The sequence below is a fragment of the Amorphus sp. 3PC139-8 genome (genome assembly GCF_040750475.1).
Lineage (GTDB): Bacteria > Pseudomonadota > Alphaproteobacteria > Rhizobiales > Amorphaceae > Amorphus.
In genome coordinates this window covers 106,415-126,585 of sequence record NZ_JABJVY010000006.1, presented here as the reverse complement: position 1 = coordinate 126,585, position 20,171 = coordinate 106,415, and the positions used below count along the sequence as shown (strand labels likewise).

17 protein-coding genes are annotated in these 20,171 nt (G+C 65.0%); 5 read left to right on the top strand and 12 right to left on the bottom strand.

Translation table 11 applies throughout. The features are described 5' to 3' along the window. Position 1: 1 nt before the first annotated feature. The 8 genes from HNS03_RS08040 to HNS03_RS08005 form a co-directional block, all read right to left on the bottom strand. The gene (locus tag HNS03_RS08040; RefSeq protein WP_367194356.1) at positions 2-871 is read right to left on the bottom strand and encodes an ABC transporter permease; all 870 of its coding nucleotides are present in this window, start codon (positions 869-871) and stop codon (positions 2-4) included. 230 nt (positions 872-1,101) lie between these two features. Beyond that, on the bottom strand, positions 1,102-2,115 hold the full coding sequence (locus HNS03_RS08035; protein WP_367194355.1) for an ABC transporter substrate-binding protein: 1,014 nt from the start codon (positions 2,113-2,115) through the stop codon (positions 1,102-1,104). Positions 2,116-2,610: 495 nt separating this feature from the next. Then, complete coding sequence (locus HNS03_RS08030) at positions 2,611-4,326, bottom strand: thiamine pyrophosphate-dependent enzyme (RefSeq protein ID WP_367194353.1); 1,716 nt, start codon at positions 4,324-4,326, stop codon at positions 2,611-2,613. Positions 4,327-4,449: 123 nt separating this feature from the next. Next, a complete protein-coding gene (locus HNS03_RS08025; protein ID WP_367194352.1) occupies positions 4,450-5,454 on the bottom strand; it encodes an Ldh family oxidoreductase in 1,005 nt (334 codons plus the stop codon). Positions 5,455-5,530: 76 nt separating this feature from the next. Further along, complete coding sequence (locus HNS03_RS08020; RefSeq protein WP_367194351.1) at positions 5,531-6,220, bottom strand: DUF3726 domain-containing protein; 690 nt, start codon at positions 6,218-6,220, stop codon at positions 5,531-5,533. A 2-nt stretch (positions 6,221-6,222) separates the two neighbouring features. Next, the gene (locus HNS03_RS08015) at positions 6,223-7,914 is read right to left on the bottom strand and encodes a hypothetical protein (RefSeq protein ID WP_367194349.1); all 1,692 of its coding nucleotides are present in this window, start codon (positions 7,912-7,914) and stop codon (positions 6,223-6,225) included. Further along, positions 7,904-8,926, bottom strand: a complete 1,023-nt coding sequence (locus HNS03_RS08010) for a membrane dipeptidase (protein ID WP_367194347.1) — start codon at positions 8,924-8,926, stop codon at positions 7,904-7,906. Before HNS03_RS08010 ends, HNS03_RS08015 begins: the two co-directional genes overlap by 11 nt. Positions 8,927-8,936: 10 nt before the next feature. Beyond that, a complete protein-coding gene (locus HNS03_RS08005) occupies positions 8,937-10,391 on the bottom strand; it encodes an aldehyde dehydrogenase family protein (protein WP_367194346.1) in 1,455 nt (484 codons plus the stop codon). A gap of 124 nt (positions 10,392-10,515) precedes the next feature. On the opposite strand from HNS03_RS08005, the gene HNS03_RS08000 reads away from it, so the two are divergent. Next, on the top strand, positions 10,516-11,409 hold the full coding sequence (locus tag HNS03_RS08000) for a LysR family transcriptional regulator (RefSeq protein ID WP_367194344.1): 894 nt from the start codon (positions 10,516-10,518) through the stop codon (positions 11,407-11,409). Between the two features lie 32 nt (positions 11,410-11,441). Here HNS03_RS08000 and HNS03_RS07995 read toward each other — a convergent pair whose 3' ends face one another. Next, a complete protein-coding gene (locus HNS03_RS07995; protein ID WP_367194343.1) occupies positions 11,442-11,915 on the bottom strand; it encodes a L,D-transpeptidase in 474 nt (157 codons plus the stop codon). Between the two features lie 725 nt (positions 11,916-12,640). Here HNS03_RS07995 and HNS03_RS07990 point away from each other — a divergent pair. The 4 genes from HNS03_RS07990 to der all read left to right on the top strand — a co-directional run bounded on the left by HNS03_RS07990 (position 12,641) and on the right by der (position 16,904). After that, the gene (locus tag HNS03_RS07990; RefSeq protein WP_367194341.1) at positions 12,641-13,240 is read left to right on the top strand and encodes an NnrU family protein; all 600 of its coding nucleotides are present in this window, start codon (positions 12,641-12,643) and stop codon (positions 13,238-13,240) included. Positions 13,241-13,388: 148 nt separating this feature from the next. Next, a complete protein-coding gene (locus tag HNS03_RS07985; RefSeq protein WP_367194340.1) occupies positions 13,389-14,117 on the top strand; it encodes a tetratricopeptide repeat protein in 729 nt (242 codons plus the stop codon). Then, positions 14,114-15,472 (top strand): PQQ-binding-like beta-propeller repeat protein, encoded by a 1,359-nt coding sequence (locus HNS03_RS07980; protein WP_367194339.1) that lies wholly within the window; start codon positions 14,114-14,116, stop codon positions 15,470-15,472. Before HNS03_RS07985 ends, HNS03_RS07980 begins: the two co-directional genes overlap by 4 nt. Beyond that, positions 15,444-16,904, top strand: a complete 1,461-nt coding sequence (gene der / locus HNS03_RS07975) for a ribosome biogenesis GTPase Der (protein ID WP_367194337.1) — start codon at positions 15,444-15,446, stop codon at positions 16,902-16,904. The genes HNS03_RS07980 and der overlap by 29 nt, the downstream gene beginning before the upstream one ends. A 263-nt stretch (positions 16,905-17,167) precedes the next feature. Here der and HNS03_RS07970 read toward each other — a convergent pair whose 3' ends face one another. From HNS03_RS07970 to HNS03_RS07960, 3 genes are all read right to left on the bottom strand, one after another. Then, a complete protein-coding gene (locus tag HNS03_RS07970; RefSeq protein WP_367194336.1) occupies positions 17,168-17,935 on the bottom strand; it encodes an SDR family NAD(P)-dependent oxidoreductase in 768 nt (255 codons plus the stop codon). Continuing rightward, the gene (gene purF / locus HNS03_RS07965) at positions 17,932-19,422 is read right to left on the bottom strand and encodes an amidophosphoribosyltransferase (RefSeq protein WP_367194334.1); all 1,491 of its coding nucleotides are present in this window, start codon (positions 19,420-19,422) and stop codon (positions 17,932-17,934) included. Before purF ends, HNS03_RS07970 begins: the two co-directional genes overlap by 4 nt. 63 nt (positions 19,423-19,485) lie before the next feature. Further along, the gene (locus HNS03_RS07960) at positions 19,486-20,157 is read right to left on the bottom strand and encodes a CvpA family protein (RefSeq protein ID WP_367194332.1); all 672 of its coding nucleotides are present in this window, start codon (positions 20,155-20,157) and stop codon (positions 19,486-19,488) included. Positions 20,158-20,171 lie beyond the last annotated feature (14 nt).

Here is a 20,171-nt window from a genome sequence, read left to right as displayed (position 1 = left end):
CCTAGCTGCTTTGAAGGTGCTGTTGGACGCGGCGGCCATAGGCCTGGGCGATGCGGTCGAAAATGATGGCCAGGAACACGATCGCGAGGCCGGCGAGCAGGCCGCGGCTGACTTCCAGGCGCTGGATGCCCTGCAGGACCTGATAGCCGAGACCGCCGGCACCGATCATGGAGGCGATCACCACCATGGACAGCGCCATCATGGTGGTCTGGTTGATGCCGGCCATGATGGTCGGTAGCGCCAGCGGGATTTGCACGGAGAACAGGCGTTGGCCGGAGGTCGCGCCGAAGGCGGTGACGGCTTCGATCACCTCCGCGTCGACCTGTCGGATGCCGAGATTGGTGAGGCGGATCACCGGCGGCACCGCGAACACGATGGTGGCCAGCAGGGCGGGGATCTTGCCCGGGCCGAACAGCATCACGAACGGGATCAGATAGACGAAGATCGGCATCGTCTGCATCACGTCGAGGATCGGCAGCATGATCGACTGCATGCCGTCGGAACGCGACATCAAGATGCCGAGCGGAATGCCGATGATGATGGCAAGCGCCGTCGCGGTCAGCATCAGCGCGATGGTCGCCATCGCCGGCTCCCACAGCCCGATCAGGCCGGTGAGAAACAGCATGATCACGATGCCGATGGCGGTCATGATCGAGCGGGTGGCGAGGTAGCCGAGCCCGGCGATCGCCAGGATGACCACATACCAGGGCAGCCAGAGCAGGCCGTCTTCGATGCTGTTGAGAAGGCGTAGGACCGGCAGAAACAGGAGCTCGAGCTGGCGCCCCCACTCGATCACGACCCAGTTGAACGCGTCGTCGATCGCAAGCCTGAGCCCACGCGTGTTAATCAGCTCCGGAAAGCCGGATTCCATCGTTCAATCCCTCTGGTTCAGCCGGCCCGTGCGAAGCGCCGGTCGTTGCCGTCGCCCGGTTCTGATTTCGATCGCACGGACGGTCCACGGATGATGGCCGGGCCAGGTCGCGTAGGTTTGAGCGGGATGCGGGGATAAAATCGGTCCCTTTTTTCCCGCTCGCGCCCGGCCATCATCTTATGCAAGTCGCGCACCGACATCCGGCCGAGACCGGATGTCGGCCCTAATTTTTAGGAGAGCGACTCCTTCACCTTCGTCGCGACGTCCTCCGGGACCCACTTGGTCCAGACGTCCTCGAAGTTCTTCAGGAAGTAGGCCGCGGTGTCCTCCGGGCTGGCCGACTGCTGGTCGCCCCAGGCGAGGACCTTGTTCACGACGTCGTTCGGCACCTGCATCTTGGAGAGATACTCCGCGACCGGCGCGGCCTTTTCCTTCAGCTCCGAGGTCGCCGCGACGGCCACTTCGCCCTTCTTCCAGCCGGAGACCTGCGGGTCCGCGCAGTCCTTGTCGGTCAGGCACTTGAACTTCTCCGGGTCGTACGCCGGCATGTCGAGGCGGACCAGATTATAGCGACCGATCACGGCCGTCGGGCCCCAATAGTAGGCAACGATCGGCTCCTTCCGGGTCACCTTGCGGGCGATCGAGGCCTTAAGATTGGCACCGGAGCCCGGCGAAAAGAGCTCATAGGTCTCTTCCAGGCCAAGCGCGTCGAACAGATTGTTGGTGATGATCTCGCAGCCCCAGCCGGGCGGGCAGCCATAGAGCCGGCCCTTGTCCGGGGAGGACGGCTCGGTGAAGACCTTCCAGTTGTCCTTCAGGTCGCTCACCGATTTGATCTCGGGATGCTCCTCGGCGAGATAATCCGGGATCCACCAGCCCTCGACGCCACCGTCGCCGAAGATGTCGCCGGCTTTGTAGACGTTGCCCTTGGCGATCGCCTTGTCCCAGATCGCCTGAGCGGTGGAGACCCACATCTCCGGCGCGATGTCCGGCTGCGACTTGGTCAGCATGCTGGTTGCGGTCGGCACGGTATCGCCGGGCACGATTTCGGCGTTGCAGCCGTAGCCGTCGGCCAGAATCGTCTGCGTGACGTTGGCGAGCACACTGGCTGACAGCCACGTCATGTTGGCGATGGTGATGGTGTCGTCAGTCCCGCATTCCGCGGCGTCCGCACGCGATGGTGCGAAACCGGCCGCAAGCAAGGCGATGCCGCCCGCTGCGACTAGCGGCTTCAGATAGCTCATCGTGCTGCTCCTCTTGGTCCACATTGGGCGGCGCCGGGATGGCCAACGCCGGTTCGGCGCCCCGGAGGTGACCGGGACGCGACGAGTGCCGAGCCGGAGCCTGCCTCGAAGAGGCTGGCGCAAGAGTCCGATTAAGACAAATAGGAATATCTGTCGTTGGCTTCAGGAAAACTGAAACGCGTGACTCAGCGCCATCATTTTGGCGGGGGTGGCATGCGAAAGTCAACGGCCGCCCTTGGCGCCATTTTTGGGCGTTATACGCCGCCCATCGTCACCCTTGCGTGAGACGGCCCCGGATATCTCAGGTACCCTGACCAGATGAGCGGGAGTGTTTCGGGGGCAAAAATGCCAATCATTAGCCGGCTTATCGATTGCGGACGGCAGAAATACTCCGAAAGGGTGGAACCGCCATGCGCCGGCCAATGGGATTGTCTGAACGTGACATTAGGTCGGGGCCGAACGACGTTTGTCGCCACGCGGCCCCGACCAAAAGGCTCACTTCAGGAAGTTGTGGTCCAGCAGCGTCCAAACGTCGTCCAGGCGTCCGTTCATCACCGCCTTGGCGCCGTAGACCGCCGTGGAGACCACTTCGCCGGCGTTGATCGTCGGCGGCATGACCAGCTCCATGCGGTTCACCTTGACGTCGAGCAGGGCCGGGCCAGGCTGGGCGAGCCATTCGGTCATGGCGGCTTCCAGATCGTCGGCGTTGGTCACCTGGGCCCCGTAGAAACCGCAGGCCTTCGCGAGCTCGCCGAAATTCGGGTTTTTCAGGTCGGTGAAGGAATCCAGCAGCCCTTCGACCTTCATCTCCATTTCCACGAAACCCAGCGTGCCGTTGTGGAATACCAGGATCTTCACCGGCAGCTCTTCCTGGACCAGCGTCAGGAGGTCACCCATCAGCATGGACATGCCGCCGTCGCCGCACATGGCGATAACCTGGCGGTCCGGATAGGCTTTGGCGCAGCCGATCGCCTGCGGGTAGGCGTTGGCCATGGTGCCGTGCAGAAGGCTTGTCAGAAAACGCCGATGTCCCTTGGCGTGGATGTAGCGCAGCATCCACACGAACGGCGAGCCGCCATCGGCGGTGAAAATCGCGTTGTCGGGGGCCAGCCGATCGAGGGTCTTGGCGACGAATTGGGGATGGATCAGCTCGGGCGAGGGTTCCTTCGTCTGCTCGTCCAAGTCCTTGAGGCTGTTTTCGTGCTCCTGCAGCGACCGTTTCAGGAAGCTGTCGTCGCTGCGGGCGTCGATCATCGGCAGGAGGGCGTCGATCGTGTGTTTGATGTCGCCGACGAGACCCATGGAGATCGGCGTGCGCTGACCGAGATGGGTCGGGTCGCTGTCGATTTGAATGATTTCCGCGTGCTGCGGATAGAACTGGGTCCAGGCGAAGTTGGTGCCCAGGCATAGGAGGAGGTCGCAGTGCTCGACTGCCTCGAAGCCTGACTTCATGCCGATGATGCCGGTCATTGAGACATCGTAGGGGTTGTCTCGCTGCAGGAATTCCTTGGCGCGCGAGGTGTGGGCAACCGGCGCCTTCAGCTTTTCTGCCAGCGCAACCACCTCGTCATGAGCGTTGCGGCAGCCATAGCCGCCATAAATCGTGACCTTGCCGGCCTGATTGATACGCTCGGCCAAGGTCTTCAACTCGTCGTCGCTCGGCCGCATTACCGGGGCAGGCCGCGACACCCGCCAATGGTGGCTGTCGGAGGTCGTCTGCTTGCTGGTGTCGCCGTTGATGATGATCACCGCTACGCCGCGCTTGTTCAACGCTGCCTGGGCCGCCATCACCGTGATCCGGCGCGCCTGTTCGGGATGGGCGACATATTCGCAGAAGACGGAATATTGCTCGTAGATCTTTTTCTGGTCGACCGACTGAGGAAAGCCGAGGCCCTCCTGAACCCGGTCGATCTGCGAGCAGATCAGAACCACCGGCGAACCATTGCGGTGGCTTTCGAAAATGCCGTTGACGAAATGTAGGCTGCCGGGGCCGGTGGAGCCGGCACAGACGGTGAGCTCGCCGGTCATGTAGGATTCCGCGCCGGCGGCGAAGGCGCCCACTTCTTCGTGACGGACATGGACCCATTCCATGCCTTGGCGGCGCATGGCGTCGGTCACGTAGTTGAGCGTATCTCCCACGATGCCGTAGCAGCGCTTCGCGCCCGCCTCCAGCAACGCCTCGACCATCACGTCGGCTACAAGCTTCGCCACGTCGCGTCCCTCCCACAAAAGATCCGGGCCTCCCTGGCCCGAGCGCATCCCCCATAAAAAAATAGGGAACGCGGACCGGAGCAGTGTCAAGCATGCCGATGACGGATGGGCGACAGGCAGACGCTACTTTGCGTACGCTTCGATCCGGTCGATCAGTGCGTTCGGAACGTCGGTGCCTTCGCGTTCGATCCGGTCTCTGTTGGCAAAGCGGCGTCTGCCGGGAAGGCGGGCGCCGTCCTGGCTCTCGATCGCGTCGACGAGGGCATCGACACGGTCTGTGAACACGCCGCCGGCAAAGGCGCCGGGATCGATCGCGAAGAAGAACTGGCCGGTCCTTGGCGGGCCGCCGGCCGTTCCTGAAAACGGGCTGGCATCCTTGCCGAGTGTGGCGCCGGAGAGCGCGGCGGCGAAGATTTCCACCATCAGCCCGGCGCCGAAGCCCTTGGCGCCGCCGGAAGGCGTCATGGAGCCTTTTAATGCGGCCTCAGGGTCCGTGGTCGGGTTGCCGTCGGCATCGAGCGCCCAGCCCTCCGGGATCGCTTCGCCCTCCCGCGCCCGCATCATGATTTCGCTTTTCGCCACCGTGCTGGCGGACTGGTCGATCAGGACGCGCGCGGCGTCGTCGCCGGGAACGGCGAGCGAGAAGGGATTGGTGCCGATCACCGGCGTCTTGCCGCCGGTGGGCGCGATCGAGGCCGGCGCATTGGTGAAGCCGAGCCCGACCAGACCTTCGGCGGCGAGCCGTTCGGTGTGATAGCCGAGCACGCCGCAATTGTAGGAATTGTGGACGGCAAGTGCTGCGATGCCTTGGTCGCGGGCGGCTGGAACGAGCTGCTCGAAGCCGGCCTCGATCGCCGGATGGGCAAAGCCGGTCGCGGCGTCCACGCGCACTGCACCCGGCTTCGGCCGAGTGACGGTCGGCTGGGCGCGACCATCCACCTTTCCGCATTCCACATGCTCGCAGTAGATCGGAATGTAGTGCAGCCCGTGACTGCGAATCCCGTCGCGTTCGGCCGCGACAGCCGCGCGCGCCATGGCATCGGCGGCCGGTTCGCGGGCCCCGGCGCCGAGAAGGGCACGATAGGCGAGGCTTTCGATATCCGTGAGGGTGAGGCGGGTGGTGGTCACGACGGTCTCTCGGCTGTCTGAGCGATTTCGGGAAATGGGGGAACCGGCGTTTCGTCCGAAACGGCGATGAAACGGATCAATGGCTGTCGATACGCCCGGCGCCGGCCCCGCGCTCTCGAGAGGCATCGGAGGCCGGCACCAGAGTTTTGGCGATGTGACGCTTAAGGCGGACCATCGCCTCCGGTTCGTCAGGAATGCCGGTGGAAAGCACGCGGGCGCGATCGGCCGGCTCGCCGTAGCGCTTCAGACCGGTTTCCGCGGGCGTATCTTCGTCGGAACCTGCGATCATCAGATCGAGCGGACCGGCCCAACCGGTCTCCAGCGGATCGGCCTCTGGGACGGTGACGATGCCGGTTGCAATCGACGCGCCGTCGGACCGGTCGCCACGGCTGAGGATGAGGCGTGGAACGGTGGACACCACGGTGAAGAGGCCAATCGCCGCGACCGGCAGCAGGACACCTTTCAGGGTGATCCGGCTCGCTCCGGCATTGAGCAGGTCGCAGGCGGCGACACCGGCCCGGAACGGGCACAGGGGCCGGTCGGTGCCGACAATCGTCCAGCCATTCTCGTCCTCGCGGGCGTGGCCTGGATTGGAATCGCCGCTTGCGACGGCGTCCAGCACATCGGCCGAGAGGGTGAGCGCCGGCAGCCCGGCGGCGGCAAGCCAGCCGGCGGCCCGGCCGGCCTCGCTGGCAAGGCCGTAGGCGAGGCCGACACCGACCGCGGCCTTGCGCACGGTGCCTTCGATTTCGTTCAGCGACAGCATCGTCATATTGTCCCCGGCGACAGCACGAACCAGTCAGGATGGCTGGGCGTCAGCTCATCTGGCAACGGCGCGCCGGCGAACATGGTGATCCGGGTCCAACGATCGGACTTCGGATCGAACTTGGAGGCGCCGAAGAAGGCGAGCTTGCAGCGCAACAGGTCGACCGGCAGGCAATCGGCAGCGATCAGGTTGTCGTGGATCTCGCCGTAGGGATTGCGGGCGACCGTCTGCACCCGGGCCGCGATCTGGCGCAGCTCCGGCCGGGCGAGCGTCACCTTGACAACCAGGCTGTCGTCGTCGGCCTCCTTGAGGGCGGTGGCGAGCGCCTGAACGTCACGGGCGATCGCCAGCGGCATCTCCCGGTCGGACCCGTCCTCCTCGAAGCGCTCGCCGAGCCGGGGTTCCAGCTTTTCTTCCGAGACGTACCAGAACCGGCTCTGGGCCGGCGGGTCGGCAAAGTCGATCCGAAGCGCCCAGGCGTAGTGGATGCGGACTAGCTCCTTCAGCCGGCCGACGGTCATGCCGGCTTCGAACGCGTTCGTCTCGCGGGCGCTCATGGTCGCCGTCAGCGGGTCGACCAGATCGCCGTGCGGCTCCAAAAGCAGCGTGACGGTCAGCTCCTGGGCTTCCGGACCGAGCTCGTCTTCGGCAAACCGGTAGATGGCATCGAACGGGGCAGGGTGGGCGAACGGATTGTTGGCCTCGATCCAGCCGGAAAGGGTGTCCAGGTCGTCCGCCAGCTCAGCGATCCGAGTGCTTTGGCGGGCGTCGTCCACTCGCCATTCGGCGACATGGGCCTTCGCCCGCGCCAGGTTCGACAGGATCGCCGCCGCGCTTTCGGCCTTTGCGTGCGCAAGATTGCGCACCCGCGCAAGCGCCGTTTCCCGCGCGGCGATCCAATTGTTGATCAAAACCGGGTGGGTTGCCAGGAACGGCGCCATTCCGAGCCCGGTCGCGTTGCCGATGCCGAGCCTGCGCTTGGTTGCGCGCGCAAGGGGTGCGCAAGTCTGCGGTGCGCGATGGCGCGCAATGTGCTCGACCAGATCCAGCGTGAAGCAGCGGATCAGGTAGACGTTCAGCATCTCCGCCTGGAACGGGCCCTCAAGTTCCGGCCGCTCCGCGATCACCCCACGATCGGCAATGCCGAACTTGCCGTTGCCGTAGACGGCGGTGGTTCGCATCAGATAGCCGACACTGGCGACCAGCACCGGATCGGGTTGGCGGCCGGCGGCGAGGCTTTCCACCACATGGTCGAAAAAGCGCACGCTCCGGTTCGCCCTCGAGAGCACCAGTTCGCTTGGGCGGTAGCGCCCGGCCTCCTGGCGCGGGGCGTTTTGAGACAGGCGTTCGATATCGGCAGCCATCGGTTCGCCGTCGAACAGCGCGAAGGTCGCGTCCCAAGCCTGGGCGATCACCCGATCGCTGCGCTCCTCGGCGCTGAGCTTTTGGGAAAAGGCGATCAGGCTATAGGTCCGCTCCGGACCGCAAGCATGGTAGACGACATGGCCGTAACCGTTTGGATCAAGGGCATTTTCGCCCTGTTCGACGCGCCAGCCTTCCGCCTTCAGGCGGCGCATTAGCGTCGGCATGAAGGAGAGCCGGCTCGGAAAGAAGCTGCCGAGCCGCGCCAGCCGCATCACCGTCGAGGGCGGCCGCAATCCGACGGTGCGGTGGCCGGCCGCCTCAGCCGGCATGGCTCGTTCTCGCAGCCGGTGCCGCCGCTGCCGGTTCGAACGCACGGCGGTAGAAGGCGAGCCAGTTGCCACCCATGATCCGCTCGACATCGCGCGGCGAGAAGCCGACCTGGGCGAGCCCCTTGGCGATATGGCCGAAATCCCGGTTGTCGCGGAACCAGTCCGGCTGTGGCGGGAATCCGGCCGCCGACGCGCTGCCTTCGCCGTAGTCCAACTCCTTGGTCCAGCGCCCGTTGCGCATCCACTCCACCACCGTGTCGGGCTGGTCGAGGCAGAGGTCGCTGCCGATGCCGATATGTTCGACGCCGATCAAGTCCGCCGTTTTCGCCACCATCTCGCAGAAGCTCGCCAGGCTGCAAGCCGACTTGTCCTTCAGATGATGCGGATAGAGCGAGAAGCCGAGCATGCCACCGGAGGCGGCAAGGGCTTTGAGAACGGTATCGGACTTGTTGCGTAGGCCCGGGTGCCAGAAGGAGGGGTTGGCGTGGGTGATCGCGATCGGCCGCTCGGAGTGTTCGATCGCGTCCAGGGTCGAGCGTTCGGCGGAATGGCTCATGTCGATGGTGAGGCCGACCCGGTTCATCTCCTTGACGACCTGGCGGCCCATGCGGGTGAGGCCGGGATCGTCCGCCTCGTAGCAGCCGGTCGCGAGCAGGCTCTGGTTGTTATAGGAAAGCTGCATGAAGCGTACGCCGAGCTGGTGCAGGATCTCCACCAGCCCGATGTCGTCCTCGATCGGCGAACAGTTCTGCAGGCCGAAGAAGATGCCGGTGCGGCCTTCGCGCTTGGCCGCCTCGATGTCGGCGGCGGTGCGAACCGGCCGGATCAGCTCCGGATAGAGCTCGAACCAGCGGTTCCAGCGCTCCAGGTTCGCGACCGTCTCGCGGAAGGTTTCGTGATAGCAGATGGTGACGTGAACGGCGTCGAGCCCGCCTTCGCGCACCTGGCGGAACAAGGCTTCCGACCAGTTGGAATATTGCAGTCCGTCGATCAGAAAAGCGGGAGACGCCATCCGGTTGCCCTCAGCTTTCGGGATCGCCGGCCTTGAGGTAGGCCGTTTTCACCTGGGTGTAGAACTCCGCGGCGTAGCGGCCTTGCTCGCGCGGGCCGTAGCTGGAGTTCTTCCGACCGCCAAAGGGCACGTGATAGTCTGTGCCGGCAGTGGGCAGATTGACCATCACGCAGCCCGTCTTGGCGTTGCGTCGGAAATGGGTCGCCCGCGCGAGTGAGCGCGTCACGATGCCGGCGGTCAGGCCGAACTCGGTGTCGTTGGCGGTGGCCAGCGCTTCGTCGTAGCTGTCCACTTCGATGATCGCCGCGATCGGCCCGAAGATCTCCTCCCGATTGATCCGCATGGCGTTGGTGGAGCCGGTGATCAGCGCCGGGCTCATGAAATAGCCGTCGGTCTCACGCTCGACCCGCTCGCCTCCACACGCGATCGTGCAGCCTTCGTCTTTGGCCAGGTCGAGATAGGAGAGATTGGAGGCAAGCTGCGCTTCGCTGGCAACGGGACCCATGGTGGTCGTCTCGTCGAGAGGATTGCCGACGGTCATCGCCGATAGCGCGGCCGTCAGCTTCTCCACGAACGCATCATGGACGGCGGTGTGCACGACCAACCGGGAGGAGGCGGTGCACTTCTGGCCGGTGCCGGAATACCCCCCCGCTACGGCGCAGGCGACGGCCACTTCGAGATCGGCATCGTCCATCACCACCAGCGCGTTCTTGGAGCCCATCTCGAGCTGAACCTTGGTCAGGTTCCGCGCGGCCGAGACGGCGACACCCCGGCCGACATCGAGCGAACCGGTGAAGCTGATGGCATCGACGCCGGGATTGTCGATCAGCGGTTGGCCGACGGCCGAGCCGGAGCCCATGACCAGATTGAAGGTGCCGGCCGGTAGGTCTTGGCGGGAGATGATTTCCGTCAGTGCCCAGGCGGAGGCGGGGGTCAGGTTCGCCGGCTTCCAGATCACCGTGTTGCCGAAGGCGAGGGCGGGGGCGATCTTCCAGGTCGCCGTCGCCATCGGGAAGTTCCAGGGCGAGATCACCGCGACCACCCCCATGGGTTCGCGGCTGACGTCGACTTCCACGCCGGCTCGGACGGAGTCGGCCTTGTCGCCCTGCAAGCGCAGCACTTCAGCGGCGTAGTAGGTGAAGAACTGGCCGGAGCGGTACACCTCACCGACACCTTCGGCGAGCGGCTTGCCTTCCTCGCGCGACAATAGGCGGCCCAGCTCCTTAGAGCGGGCCATCAACTCGCGCCCGATCGTCTCAAGCGCGCTCGCACGCGCCTCTAACCCGGTGCCTGCCCATGCGGCGGCTCCGACGTTGGCGGCTTCCACGGCCTCGTTCGCGTCGTCGGCCGAGGCCTGCGCATAAAGACCGATCAGGTCGGAAAGATCGGATGGGTTGCGGTTCTCAATGGAGGTGTCGGACCGGCGCCATGATCCGGCGATATAGGTCCCAAAGGTCTCAGTCACAGCGGACAATCCAACAGCTTGACGCATTTTGAAGGGTGATGCGCGCAAGCTTGGGGAGGGCGCTAACTTCAATCAAATCGAAACTTCTGTTATATATTTCATTCTTTCTGAAGTGGAGACGGCAATGGCGCTGACGCTGGGGCAGCTCCGTGTGTTCGTCGAGGTGGCCGACCTCGGCAACATCAAGGACGCGGCGGAAAAGATCGGGCGCACACCGTCGGCCGTCTCTATGTCGCTGAAACAGCTTGAGGACGAGCTGGGTGGCGCGCTGTTCGAAAGCGACCGCAAGACCCGGCTCACCTCGCTCGGCGAATACGTCCTGATCGTGGCGCGGGCGGAGGTGAGGGGGTTCGACCGCTCGGTAAGCTCCATCCAGGCTTATGCCCGCAACGAGATCGGCAGACTGGAAGTGGCGTGCGTGCCATCTGTGGCGGCTCAGCTCATGCCCCAGGTTCTGAACCGGTTCCTGGCCGAGCGGCCGGACATCGAGCTCGATGTCCGCGATGCGGATTCACAATCGGTGGAGCTTTCCATCGAACGTCAGCGCGTGGAGCTGGGCATTGCGGGCCGCCCCTCGTCGGAGGGGATCGTCGCCTTTTCGCCCGTGTTTCGCGACCGGTTCGTTCTGGTTTGTTCCGCCGACAATCCTCTGGCGATCAACGATGCGCCGATCTCTGCGGTGGAGCTTGCCGAGCAGCGCTTCATTGCGAACGGCGCTTCGGCGCGCATGCGCGATCCCGCGTTTCAGGCGGTCGCCCGCGCCTCCCGACTGATGGTGCGCAACGTCACGTCGCTGCTCGCCCTGGTGAGAGCCGACTTCGGCGTCACCGTGCTGCCGGCCCTGTCGGCTGCCTCCGACGCGGCCGTCTGTTGTCGTCCGCTCGTCGGGGAAGACGTCTACCGCGAAGTCGGGCTGTTGTGGCGCGCCGGGCGCGCCCTGTCGCCGGTCGCGCAAGCCTTCGCCGAAACGTTTCGCGAAACCGTCGCGCTTTCCAATCTTGAAGTGGTTCCGGCCTGATCGCCGTTCGGAAGCGGCCGGGACCGGCCGGGCTACCAGCGAATGCGGATTCGGGTGTTCCCCGGACCGTTGGCCTTAACCATATCGTAGAGCGCGCGCGCATTGTCCGGGTGCAGCCGGACGCAGCCGTGCGAGGCCGGCCGCCCGAGCGATTTCACCGCAGTTGTGCCGTGGATGGCATAGCCGCCATAGAAGAAGATCGAATTCGGCATCGGCGAATTGTGATATTTGCGCGAAAAATAGCGCCGGTACATCCGCGTCGGATGGTAGGTGCCCGTCGGGGTGCGATAGCCTTTGCGGGCCGTCGAAACAGGCCACGTGTACATGTGGTGATTGCCGAGCGAGACGTACATGCGCTGGTCGGACAGGTCGATGGTGGCGGTGACGCTCGCCGCCGAGGCCGGGGTTGCGCCGGCAAACAGGATCAACAGAGCGCACATCGCCGACGTGGCGATGGTCCAGCGCACCAGGGCCGCTCGGTTTTTCATCGAATGGAAGAACGGCACGGACATTTTCTTTCGGGGCGTTCGCGGACGGCGAACCGGCTCCCATTTCGCCCGGACACGCTGCGAATTGCGCCTGCGTTCAGTTTCCGTCATCCCCAAGCCCTCTTTGCCATTTCCTGGCTTTACTGGCGCGAAAGCACCCTGCGAGTATGTCGCATCGCTTGATGCTTTCGCTCTTTTCCCGATCGCGCCGGTCTTCGCGAAAAAGCGGTACCCACCGCTTTGCCCGGCGCTTCATGCCCGCGGGAAATCCTAGCCGAACCACGCGCCTGCTCGGTCATCGCAAGGTCATATCGTGCCTTCACAAAATCGCGAGTCCGGGAAACTGCAGATGCCGGAACGGCGCGGTGTGCCTGGTCGGATTGCGTCACGAAATGCGAATTGTGCAGTCGCTTCCGACAGTGGAAGAATTCAATTGAGATCGACGTGGCGGCCCGCAGGGGTGAGGCTGTTATGAACTTCGAATGGAGCTGCGCCGTTGCCGATTTCTTTGCTCCGGCAGGAGCCGATCGATGCGCGTACCGAGAGTACGGTCGAGATCGGCGACGAACCGGGCCGAAGAAATCGACCGGCCGGAAGGAGTGGATCGATTTGCCCGACTGCTGCGTCGCAAGAGCAGGAAAACCGTCCGGGTTTCCTGCGCTCTCGCTCCTGGCATTCGACCAAATCGCCTCCACCCATGATCTCCGGATTTATGAGTCCTGCCCCTAGAAGATCTCTGAGGAGTGAGCGTGGAGAGCGACGCGATGTGGATCATGTTGGTGGGGCTGGTGGTCTTTCTGGGGGCACATCTGGTTCCGACCGCCCCGCGGCTCCGCGACGCCTTGCTCGGGTGGCTTGGCGACGGCCTCTACCGGATCGTTTTCTCCCTGGTCGCTTTCGTCGGGCTGGTGCTGATCATCTGGGGCTACGGCGAATGGCGCTCGGCCGGACCGGCGATCTTGTATGTCTCGCCGAGCTGGATGCGGCATATCACGATGCTTCTGATGCTGCCGGTGTTCGTGCTCATCGTCGCGGCCTATGCGCCGGGCACCATCCGCCAGCGGCTCAAGCATCCCATGATCCTGGCGGTGAAGATCTGGGCCTTCGCCCATCTCTTGGCGAACGGCGACGTTGCCTCCGTCGTCCTGTTCGTCGCTTTCCTGGCCTGGGCGGTGATCGACCGAATTTCGCTGAAGCGGCGCCAGCCGGCCGGTTGGCCTGGCGGGGCGTCCCGCGCCAGCGTGCGTGCGGACATGGTCGCGATCGTCGTCGGTCTCCTTGTTTATGCCCTCTTTGTCTGGAAGGTGCACGTCTGGCTGATCGGGGTTCCCGTCCTCGCCTGACCCGGCCGTCTTCTCGCGTCGATAGCGCCTTCCGGCTCTTCGGGCTTGCCAAAGAGCTTGGCCCACGGCCCGGAACACGCTACACGGCGCGACCGAGACCCTGGGACGGCCCGGCGGTGCTTTCGATCGCAGGCGGCAAGGAGCGACGATGACGGACATCTTTCAGGAGGTCGAGGAGGACATCCGGCGCGAGCGGTTGAAGTCGCTTTGGGACCGGTTCGGCATCGCCGTCATCCTCATCGCTGTTCTGATCGTCGCGGTCACGGCCGGCTACAAGGGCTACCAGTATTTCAAGGAGCGTTCGGAGCGTGCCGCGGGCGATACGTTCCTGACGGCGCTCGATCAGGCTGCCGACGGCAACAGCGAGCAGGCCGCAGAGGCGCTGACGGCGTTCGCCGCGGATGCGCCCGGCGGCTATCCGGTGCTGGCCCGGTTCCGGGCCGCGAGCGAGCAGGCGCTGGCCGGCAACATGGATGCCTCGATCGGCGGTTTCGACACATTGGCGGCCGACACCAACTTGAGCGCGCGTCAGCGTGACCTGGCGCGGGTGCGGGCGGGCTACGTGCTTTTGAACGGCGGTGAGCGCAGCGAGATCCAAAAGCGGCTGACCCCGGTTGCGTCGGTCGGCGGCCCCTGGCAGGACGCGGCGCGTGAGGTTCTGGGCCTTGCCGCCTATCAGGACGGCGATCTGGCGACGGCCCGGAAATGGTTTTCCGAAATCTCCAACGACGCGGGTGCGACCCAGGATCTGAGAAGCCGGGTTCAGCTCATGTCGGAATTGATCGCTGCGGAAATGAGTCCGCCTGCGGCCTCGGACGACGATACGGGTCCGGAGACCGGCGGCGCGGCTGCATCGGCGACGAAGGTAGGGGAATGAGTGTGCGTGGCGTCACGGTTCTTGGCGTAGTCGGACTGTCGCTGGCGGTCGCCGGCTGCGGGTCGGTCGGCGACAAGTTCGATTCGATCAATCCGTTCCACAAGAAGGACGTGATCCTTCCGGGCGAGCGGGTTGACGTGTTCCCAAACCAGGACAGCCCGGATGAGTCCAACGTGACCTCTGCGGCGATCTCGGTCGGGTCGGCGCATGCCATGAGCGATTGGCCCCAGGCGGGCGGCGATGCCCGCAACGATCCCGGCCACGTGACGTTCGGCGGAAGCGCGGGGCGGGCGTGGAGCGCCAGCCTCAGCGGTTCGGGCGGCGGCATCATGCAGTTCGCCAACGAGTCGCAGCGCATCTCCGCGCGGCCCGTCGTGGGGGGCGGCAACGTTATCGTCTATTCGCCTGACGCCACCGTGACGGCGCTGTCGCTGTCCAGTGGCGGCCGGGCGTGGAGCGCCAATCTTCGGCCGGAGAAGGAGCGCGACGTCGCGACCGGCGGCGGAGCCGCGATCGACAACGGCAAGGTGTTCGTGGCCACGGGCTATGGCACCGTCGCGGCGCTCGATCTCGGATCCGGCCGCGTGTTGTGGAACCAGCCGATCGAGACGCCGGCCCGCGGTATCCCGACGGCGGCCGGCGGCAAGGTGTTTGTCGTCAACCAAGCCAACGAGATCGTCGCGATCGACCAGTCGGACGGCTCGACGCTTTGGACCTATCGCGGCATTCCGGAAAAGGCTGGGCTTCTGACCTCCGCCAACCCCGCTGTCTCCGGCAACACGGTGGTGGTGCCGATGAGTTCCGGGGAGGTGATGGCGCTTTCCATCGACAAGGGCGAGCCGAAGTGGATCGATTCCGTGACCCGCTCCACGCGCACGCTCGCTGTGGCTGGGCTCACCGATGTTTCCGGTAGCCCGGTGATCGACGGCGACGTGGTCTATGCCACCGGAATCGGCGGTCGCACCATCGCGGTCAAGCTTTCCACGGGCGAGCGGATTTGGGAGCAGAATGTCGGAAGCGCATCGACGCCGATCATTTCGGGCAACGGCGTGTTCCTGATCGATCTCGACGGACGTGCGGTGGCTTTGGAGCGCACCAGCGGCAAGATCGCCTGGCGCACCGATCTGCCGAAACCGAAGAGCAAGAAGAAGAGGTTGGCCTGGAACGGGCCGGTTCTGGCCGGCAATGCGCTCTGGGCGCTGGCCAACAGCGGCGAACTCGTCGCGCTCAACCCGACCGACGGTAAGATCCGGTCGAACCTGGATGCGGCAAATCACGGCTATACCTCGCCGATCGTCGCCTCCGGCACCCTTGTGTTCGTGTCCGATGCCGGCCAGATCTCAGCCTTCCGCTGAGGCCCGCGGGGGCCACGACGCGACCCGGATTCCGCGGGTCGCCATCGTCGGGCGGCCGAATGTCGGTAAGTCGACGCTGTTCAACCGGCTGGTTGGCAAGCGGCTCGCGCTCGTCGACGACACGCCCGGCGTAACGCGTGACCGCCGGGAAGGGCAGGCACGGATCGCCGATTTGCGGTTTACCGTGATCGACACCGCTGGCCTGGAGGATGCCGGCCCGTCCAGCCTGGAAGGGCGGATGCGCGAGCAGACAGACGTCGCGATCGGGGCGGCGGACGTGATCCTGTTCGTCGTCGACGCGCGCGCCGGCGTCACACCGGCCGACGAGGCCTATGGCGCGCTTCTGCGCCGCACCGACCATCCGGTGATCGTGCTCGCCAACAAGGCGGAAGGCCGCGCCGGCGATATGGCCGCGATGGAAGCCTATGGTCTCGGGCTCGGCGAGCCGATTGCGTTTTCCGCCGAGCACGGGCAGGGGCTGGATGGGCTTTATGACGCGCTGCAGCCGATCTTCGAGGCGCTGGCCGACGCCGAAGCCGCCGATGCCGGCGAGGACGACATCGAAGCGACCGACGTGGCAGAGCCCGACGATGCGCCGACCGAGGACGAGGCCGGGCCGGGCCGCACCCGTCCGATCCAGGTAGCGATCGTTGGCAGGCCCAACGCCGGCAAGTCGACGCTGATCAACCGGCTTTTGGGCGAGGAGCGGATGCTGACCGGGCCGGAGGCGGGCATAACGCGCGATTCCATTGCCGTCGACTGGGAGTGGCAGGGCCGGGGCTTCCGCCTGGTCGACACCGCCGGCATGCGCAAAAAGGCAAAGGTCCAGGAGAAGCTGGAGCGGCTCTCGGTCGCCGACACCATCCGGGCGCTGCGCTTTGCCGAAGTGGTGGTGATGACCATCGATGCGACCATGCCGTTCGAAAAGCAGGACCTGCACATCATCGATCTGCTGGTGCGCGAGGGCCGTGCGATCGTAATCGCGCTCGACAAGTGGGATCTTGTGCGCAACCGCGACGAAGCCCAGCGCGCCATGCGCGAAATGGCGACACGGCTTTTGCCCCAAGTGCGCGGCATCGCGTTGGTCCCGGTGTCGGGTCTGACGGGGCAGGGGCTCGACCGGCTGATGCAGGCGGTGGTCAAGTCCGTCGAGACGTGGTCGACCCGCGTGTCGACTGGGCAACTCAACCGCTGGCTCCACGACGCCATCACGCGGCATCCGCCGCCAGCGGTCTCCGGGCGACGGATCAAGCTGCGCTATATGACGCAGGCGAAGACGCGTCCGCCGCACTTCATTGCGTTCTGTTCAATGCCGGAAGAGCTGCCAGACGCCTATAAGCGCTTCCTGATCAACGGACTGCGCGAGACGTTCAAGCTCGATGGCGTGCCGATCCGGCTCACGCTCAGGAAGAGCGACAATCCGTACGCGTAGCGCGTCGGAATTTGTCGGCGTTCGATTTTCTGATCGCGACCCGGCCTCTTGCTCCGCTCACTCCCGCGCAAGCGGGGTCCATGGGGCGGGAGCGACAAGACACTGCCGGTGACGTTTTGCGCGGGCGTCATGGCAGGCTGCGCTCCGCGCGCCGCCATCATCACGCCGCTGGCTCCCTATGAATTCCCGCTTGCGCGGGAATGAGCGGAGTGAGCCGGTAGGCGCTACCTTCCAACCTCATATCTCTGAGTGGCTGCGGCAGTTTACGCCAGTCCGGTGGTGCGCTCGCTCGCAAGCACGCCGTCGTCGGCCATGGTCCGGCCGAGATCGACGAGGGTGCCGTTCTCCAGACACGCCGGTGTTAGCAGCGCCAGGATCGCGGGGGCGTGGCGCTTCGCCGGCGCGACGGTCTCTGCGTCTTCGCCGGGATAGGCCTTGGCGCGGAACTGGGTCCGCGTTGGGCCAGGATCGACCAGGTTCGCTCGAACACGGGTGTGGGCGATCTCGTTGGCGTAGGTCTTGATCAGCGCTTCCAACCCCGCCTTGGAGGCGGCAGTGGCGCCCCAAAACGGCTCGCCGGTGTGAGGCTGGGCGGCGGTCAGGAATACGGCACGGCCGGCGTCGGATTGGCGCAGCAGCGGATCGAGGGAGCGGATCAGCCGCCAGTTGGCGGTCAGATTAACCCCGATCACCTCGTCCCAGACCTTCGGCGGAATATGGCCGAGCGGGGAAAGCTGACCGAGCGTTCCGGCGTTGCCGACCAGAATGTCGAGACGGCCCCAGCGCTCGTAGATCGCGGCCCCCAACCGGTCGATCGCGTCGTAGTCGGTGAGGTTTATCGGCACCAGCGTCGAGGCCTCGCCGCCCTTGGCCTGGATCGCGTCGTCGAGCTCTTCCAACGCGCCGACCGTGCGGCCAACGGCGATGACATGGGCGCCGGCCGCACCCAGAGCCTCTGCGACGCCCCAGCCGATGCCGCGCGTGGCTCCGGTGACGACGGCAACTCGGCCTTTGAACGACAGGGCCGTCATACCACCTCGGCCAGCAGCGAAAGTTGCGAATCGGACCCGTTTTCCTGACGGTCGGTCAGCCGGGTCGGGTAGTCGCCGGTAAAGCAGGCGTCGCAGAATTGCGGCCGCTCCATTTCGCGACGGGGTTCACCGGCCGCGCGGTAGAGGCCATCGATCGACAGGAAGGCGAGGCTGTCGACCTTGATGTATTTTGCTAGCTCCTCGACACTCATACGTGCGGCGATGAGCTTGGATTTCTCTGGCGTATCGACGCCGTAGAAGCAGGAATCCGTGGTGGGAGGGCTCGCGATCCGCATGTGGACCTCCGTTGCCCCGGCCTCGCGCACCATTTCCACGATCTTCAGGGAGGTGGTGCCGCGCACGATGGAATCGTCGACCAGCACGATCCGCTTGCCTTCCAGCATGGCGCGATTGGCGTTGTGCTTCAGTTTCACGCCCATGTGCCGGATCGCGTCGGTCGGCTGAATGAACGTCCGACCGACATAGTGGTTGCGGATAATGCCGAGTTCGAAGGGAAGGCCGGCAGCTTCGGCAAAGCCGATCGCCGCAGGCGTCCCGGAATCCGGCACCGGGACCACGATATCCGCATTGGCCGGCGATTCGCGGGAGAGCTCGGCGCCGATGCGCTTGCGCACGTCGTAGACATTTTTGTTGGAGACGATCGAATCCGGGCGCGCGAAGTAGACATATTCGAAGATGCAGAAGCGCGATGGGCTGGTGCCGAACGGGCGCAGCGATTCGATCCCGTCTTCGGTAATGAGCACGACTTCGCCCGGCTCGATGTCGCGAACAAAGCGGGCGCCGATGATGTCCAACGCGCACGTTTCCGAGGTCAGCACATAGGCGCCGTCGAGATCGCCGAGGACGAGCGGGCGGACGCCGAGCGGATCGCGCGCGCCGATCAGCTTCTTCTCGCTCATGCCGACGATGGCGTAGGCGCCTTCAAGCTGGCGGAGCGCGTCGATGAAGCGCTCGACAAGGGCGTTGCGTTCGCTGGTCGCCACCAGGTGCAGAAGCGTCTCGGTGTCGGACGTCGACTGGAAGATCGCTCCGCGTTCGCGAAGGGACCGCGTCAGCGTGCGGGCGTTGGTGATGTTGCCGTTGTGGGCGACGGCGAACCCGCCGCCGGCGAATTCCGCAAACAGCGGCTGCACATTGCGCAGCACCGGCGCGCCGGTGGTGGAGTAGCGGGTGTGGCCGATCGCCCGGTTGCCGTGCAGGCGGCCAATCACCGCCGGCTTGGCGAAATTGTCGCCAACCAGGCCGATATGGCGTTCGTTGAAGAACTGGGCACCATCATAGGAGACGATGCCCGCCGCTTCCTGGCCTCGGTGCTGCAGGGCGTGCAGGCCGAGCGCGGTCAGCGCGGCGGCTTCGGGATGGCCGAAGATGCCGAACACCCCGCACTCGTCGTGGAAATGGTCATCGTCCCCGAAGGCGTGGTGGTCCACACCCGCAGGGCTTGTCGAATCGTAGAGACGGGGCATTGAACCGGTTCGAACCTCGCTAAACCCCAGCTGTTACCTATAAAAGAACGCGAACCGCCGACGTCAATTGGCCGGGGCTCCAGATTCGCTTCCACTCTGGTTTTCGTTGCCGTTTCCGGTCGACTCGATGAGCTGATCCATCTGGCTCCGCTCCTGGTTGCCGTAGTCCGGCGTGGTGCGGGTTGGCGCGGTGGCGTTGTCGTCTTCCGGCGCGCCGCTCTTGCGCGGCTGCACGGCCTCGCGGAACGTGGCTTCCGGATCTTCCGGGAGGGCGGTCAGCAGCCGGTTGCCCAGGTCGGTCAGGGTCGGACGGGACGCCGAGGCGACCACCCAGGTCGGCTGATTGCGTTCCGGAACCAGCCAGTTGAAGAAGATCAGCGCCACCACGATCAGGAGTACGCCGCGGGCGGCGCCGAACAGGAAGCCGAGGAAGCGGTCGACGAAGCCGGCTTTGCTGTCCACCACGAAGTCGGAGATCTTCATCGTGATGAAGCTGACGACGATCAGGGTGATGAAGAAGATCACCGCTGCGGAGACTGCGAGCGCGATCGTCGGCTGAGAAATGTATTTTTCGACCGTCGGCACCAGATCGTCGTGAAACAAGTAGGCCACGACGGCGGCGACCACCCAGGCCGCGATGGACAGAATCTCCCGCACGAAGCCGCGGATCATCGCCAAAAGCGCGGAAATCACCACGATGGCGAGAACGATTCCGTCGAAAGCGGTGAAGGTCATGGCTGAATTACCTC

Coding starts and splice junctions, on each gene's coding strand:
- HNS03_RS08040 (WP_367194356.1), bottom strand. CDS start 871: ATGGAATCCGGCTTTCCGGAGCTGATTAACACGCGTGGGCTCAGGCTT.
- HNS03_RS08035 (WP_367194355.1), bottom strand. CDS start 2,115: ATGAGCTATCTGAAGCCGCTAGTCGCAGCGGGCGGCATCGCCTTGCTT.
- HNS03_RS08020 (WP_367194351.1), bottom strand. CDS start 6,220: ATGCTGTCGCTGAACGAAATCGAAGGCACCGTGCGCAAGGCCGCGGTC.
- HNS03_RS08015 (WP_367194349.1), bottom strand. CDS start 7,914: ATGCCGGCTGAGGCGGCCGGCCACCGCACCGTCGGATTGCGGCCGCCC.
- HNS03_RS08010 (WP_367194347.1), bottom strand. CDS start 8,926: ATGGCGTCTCCCGCTTTTCTGATCGACGGACTGCAATATTCCAACTGG.
- HNS03_RS08000 (WP_367194344.1), top strand. CDS start 10,516: ATGGCGCTGACGCTGGGGCAGCTCCGTGTGTTCGTCGAGGTGGCCGAC.
- HNS03_RS07985 (WP_367194340.1), top strand. CDS start 13,389: ATGACGGACATCTTTCAGGAGGTCGAGGAGGACATCCGGCGCGAGCGG.
- HNS03_RS07980 (WP_367194339.1), top strand. CDS start 14,114: ATGAGTGTGCGTGGCGTCACGGTTCTTGGCGTAGTCGGACTGTCGCTG.
- der (WP_367194337.1), top strand. CDS start 15,444: ATGCCGGCCAGATCTCAGCCTTCCGCTGAGGCCCGCGGGGGCCACGAC.
- HNS03_RS07970 (WP_367194336.1), bottom strand. CDS start 17,935: ATGACGGCCCTGTCGTTCAAAGGCCGAGTTGCCGTCGTCACCGGAGCC.
- purF (WP_367194334.1), bottom strand. CDS start 19,422: ATGCCCCGTCTCTACGATTCGACAAGCCCTGCGGGTGTGGACCACCAC.
- HNS03_RS07960 (WP_367194332.1), bottom strand. CDS start 20,157: ATGACCTTCACCGCTTTCGACGGAATCGTTCTCGCCATCGTGGTGATT.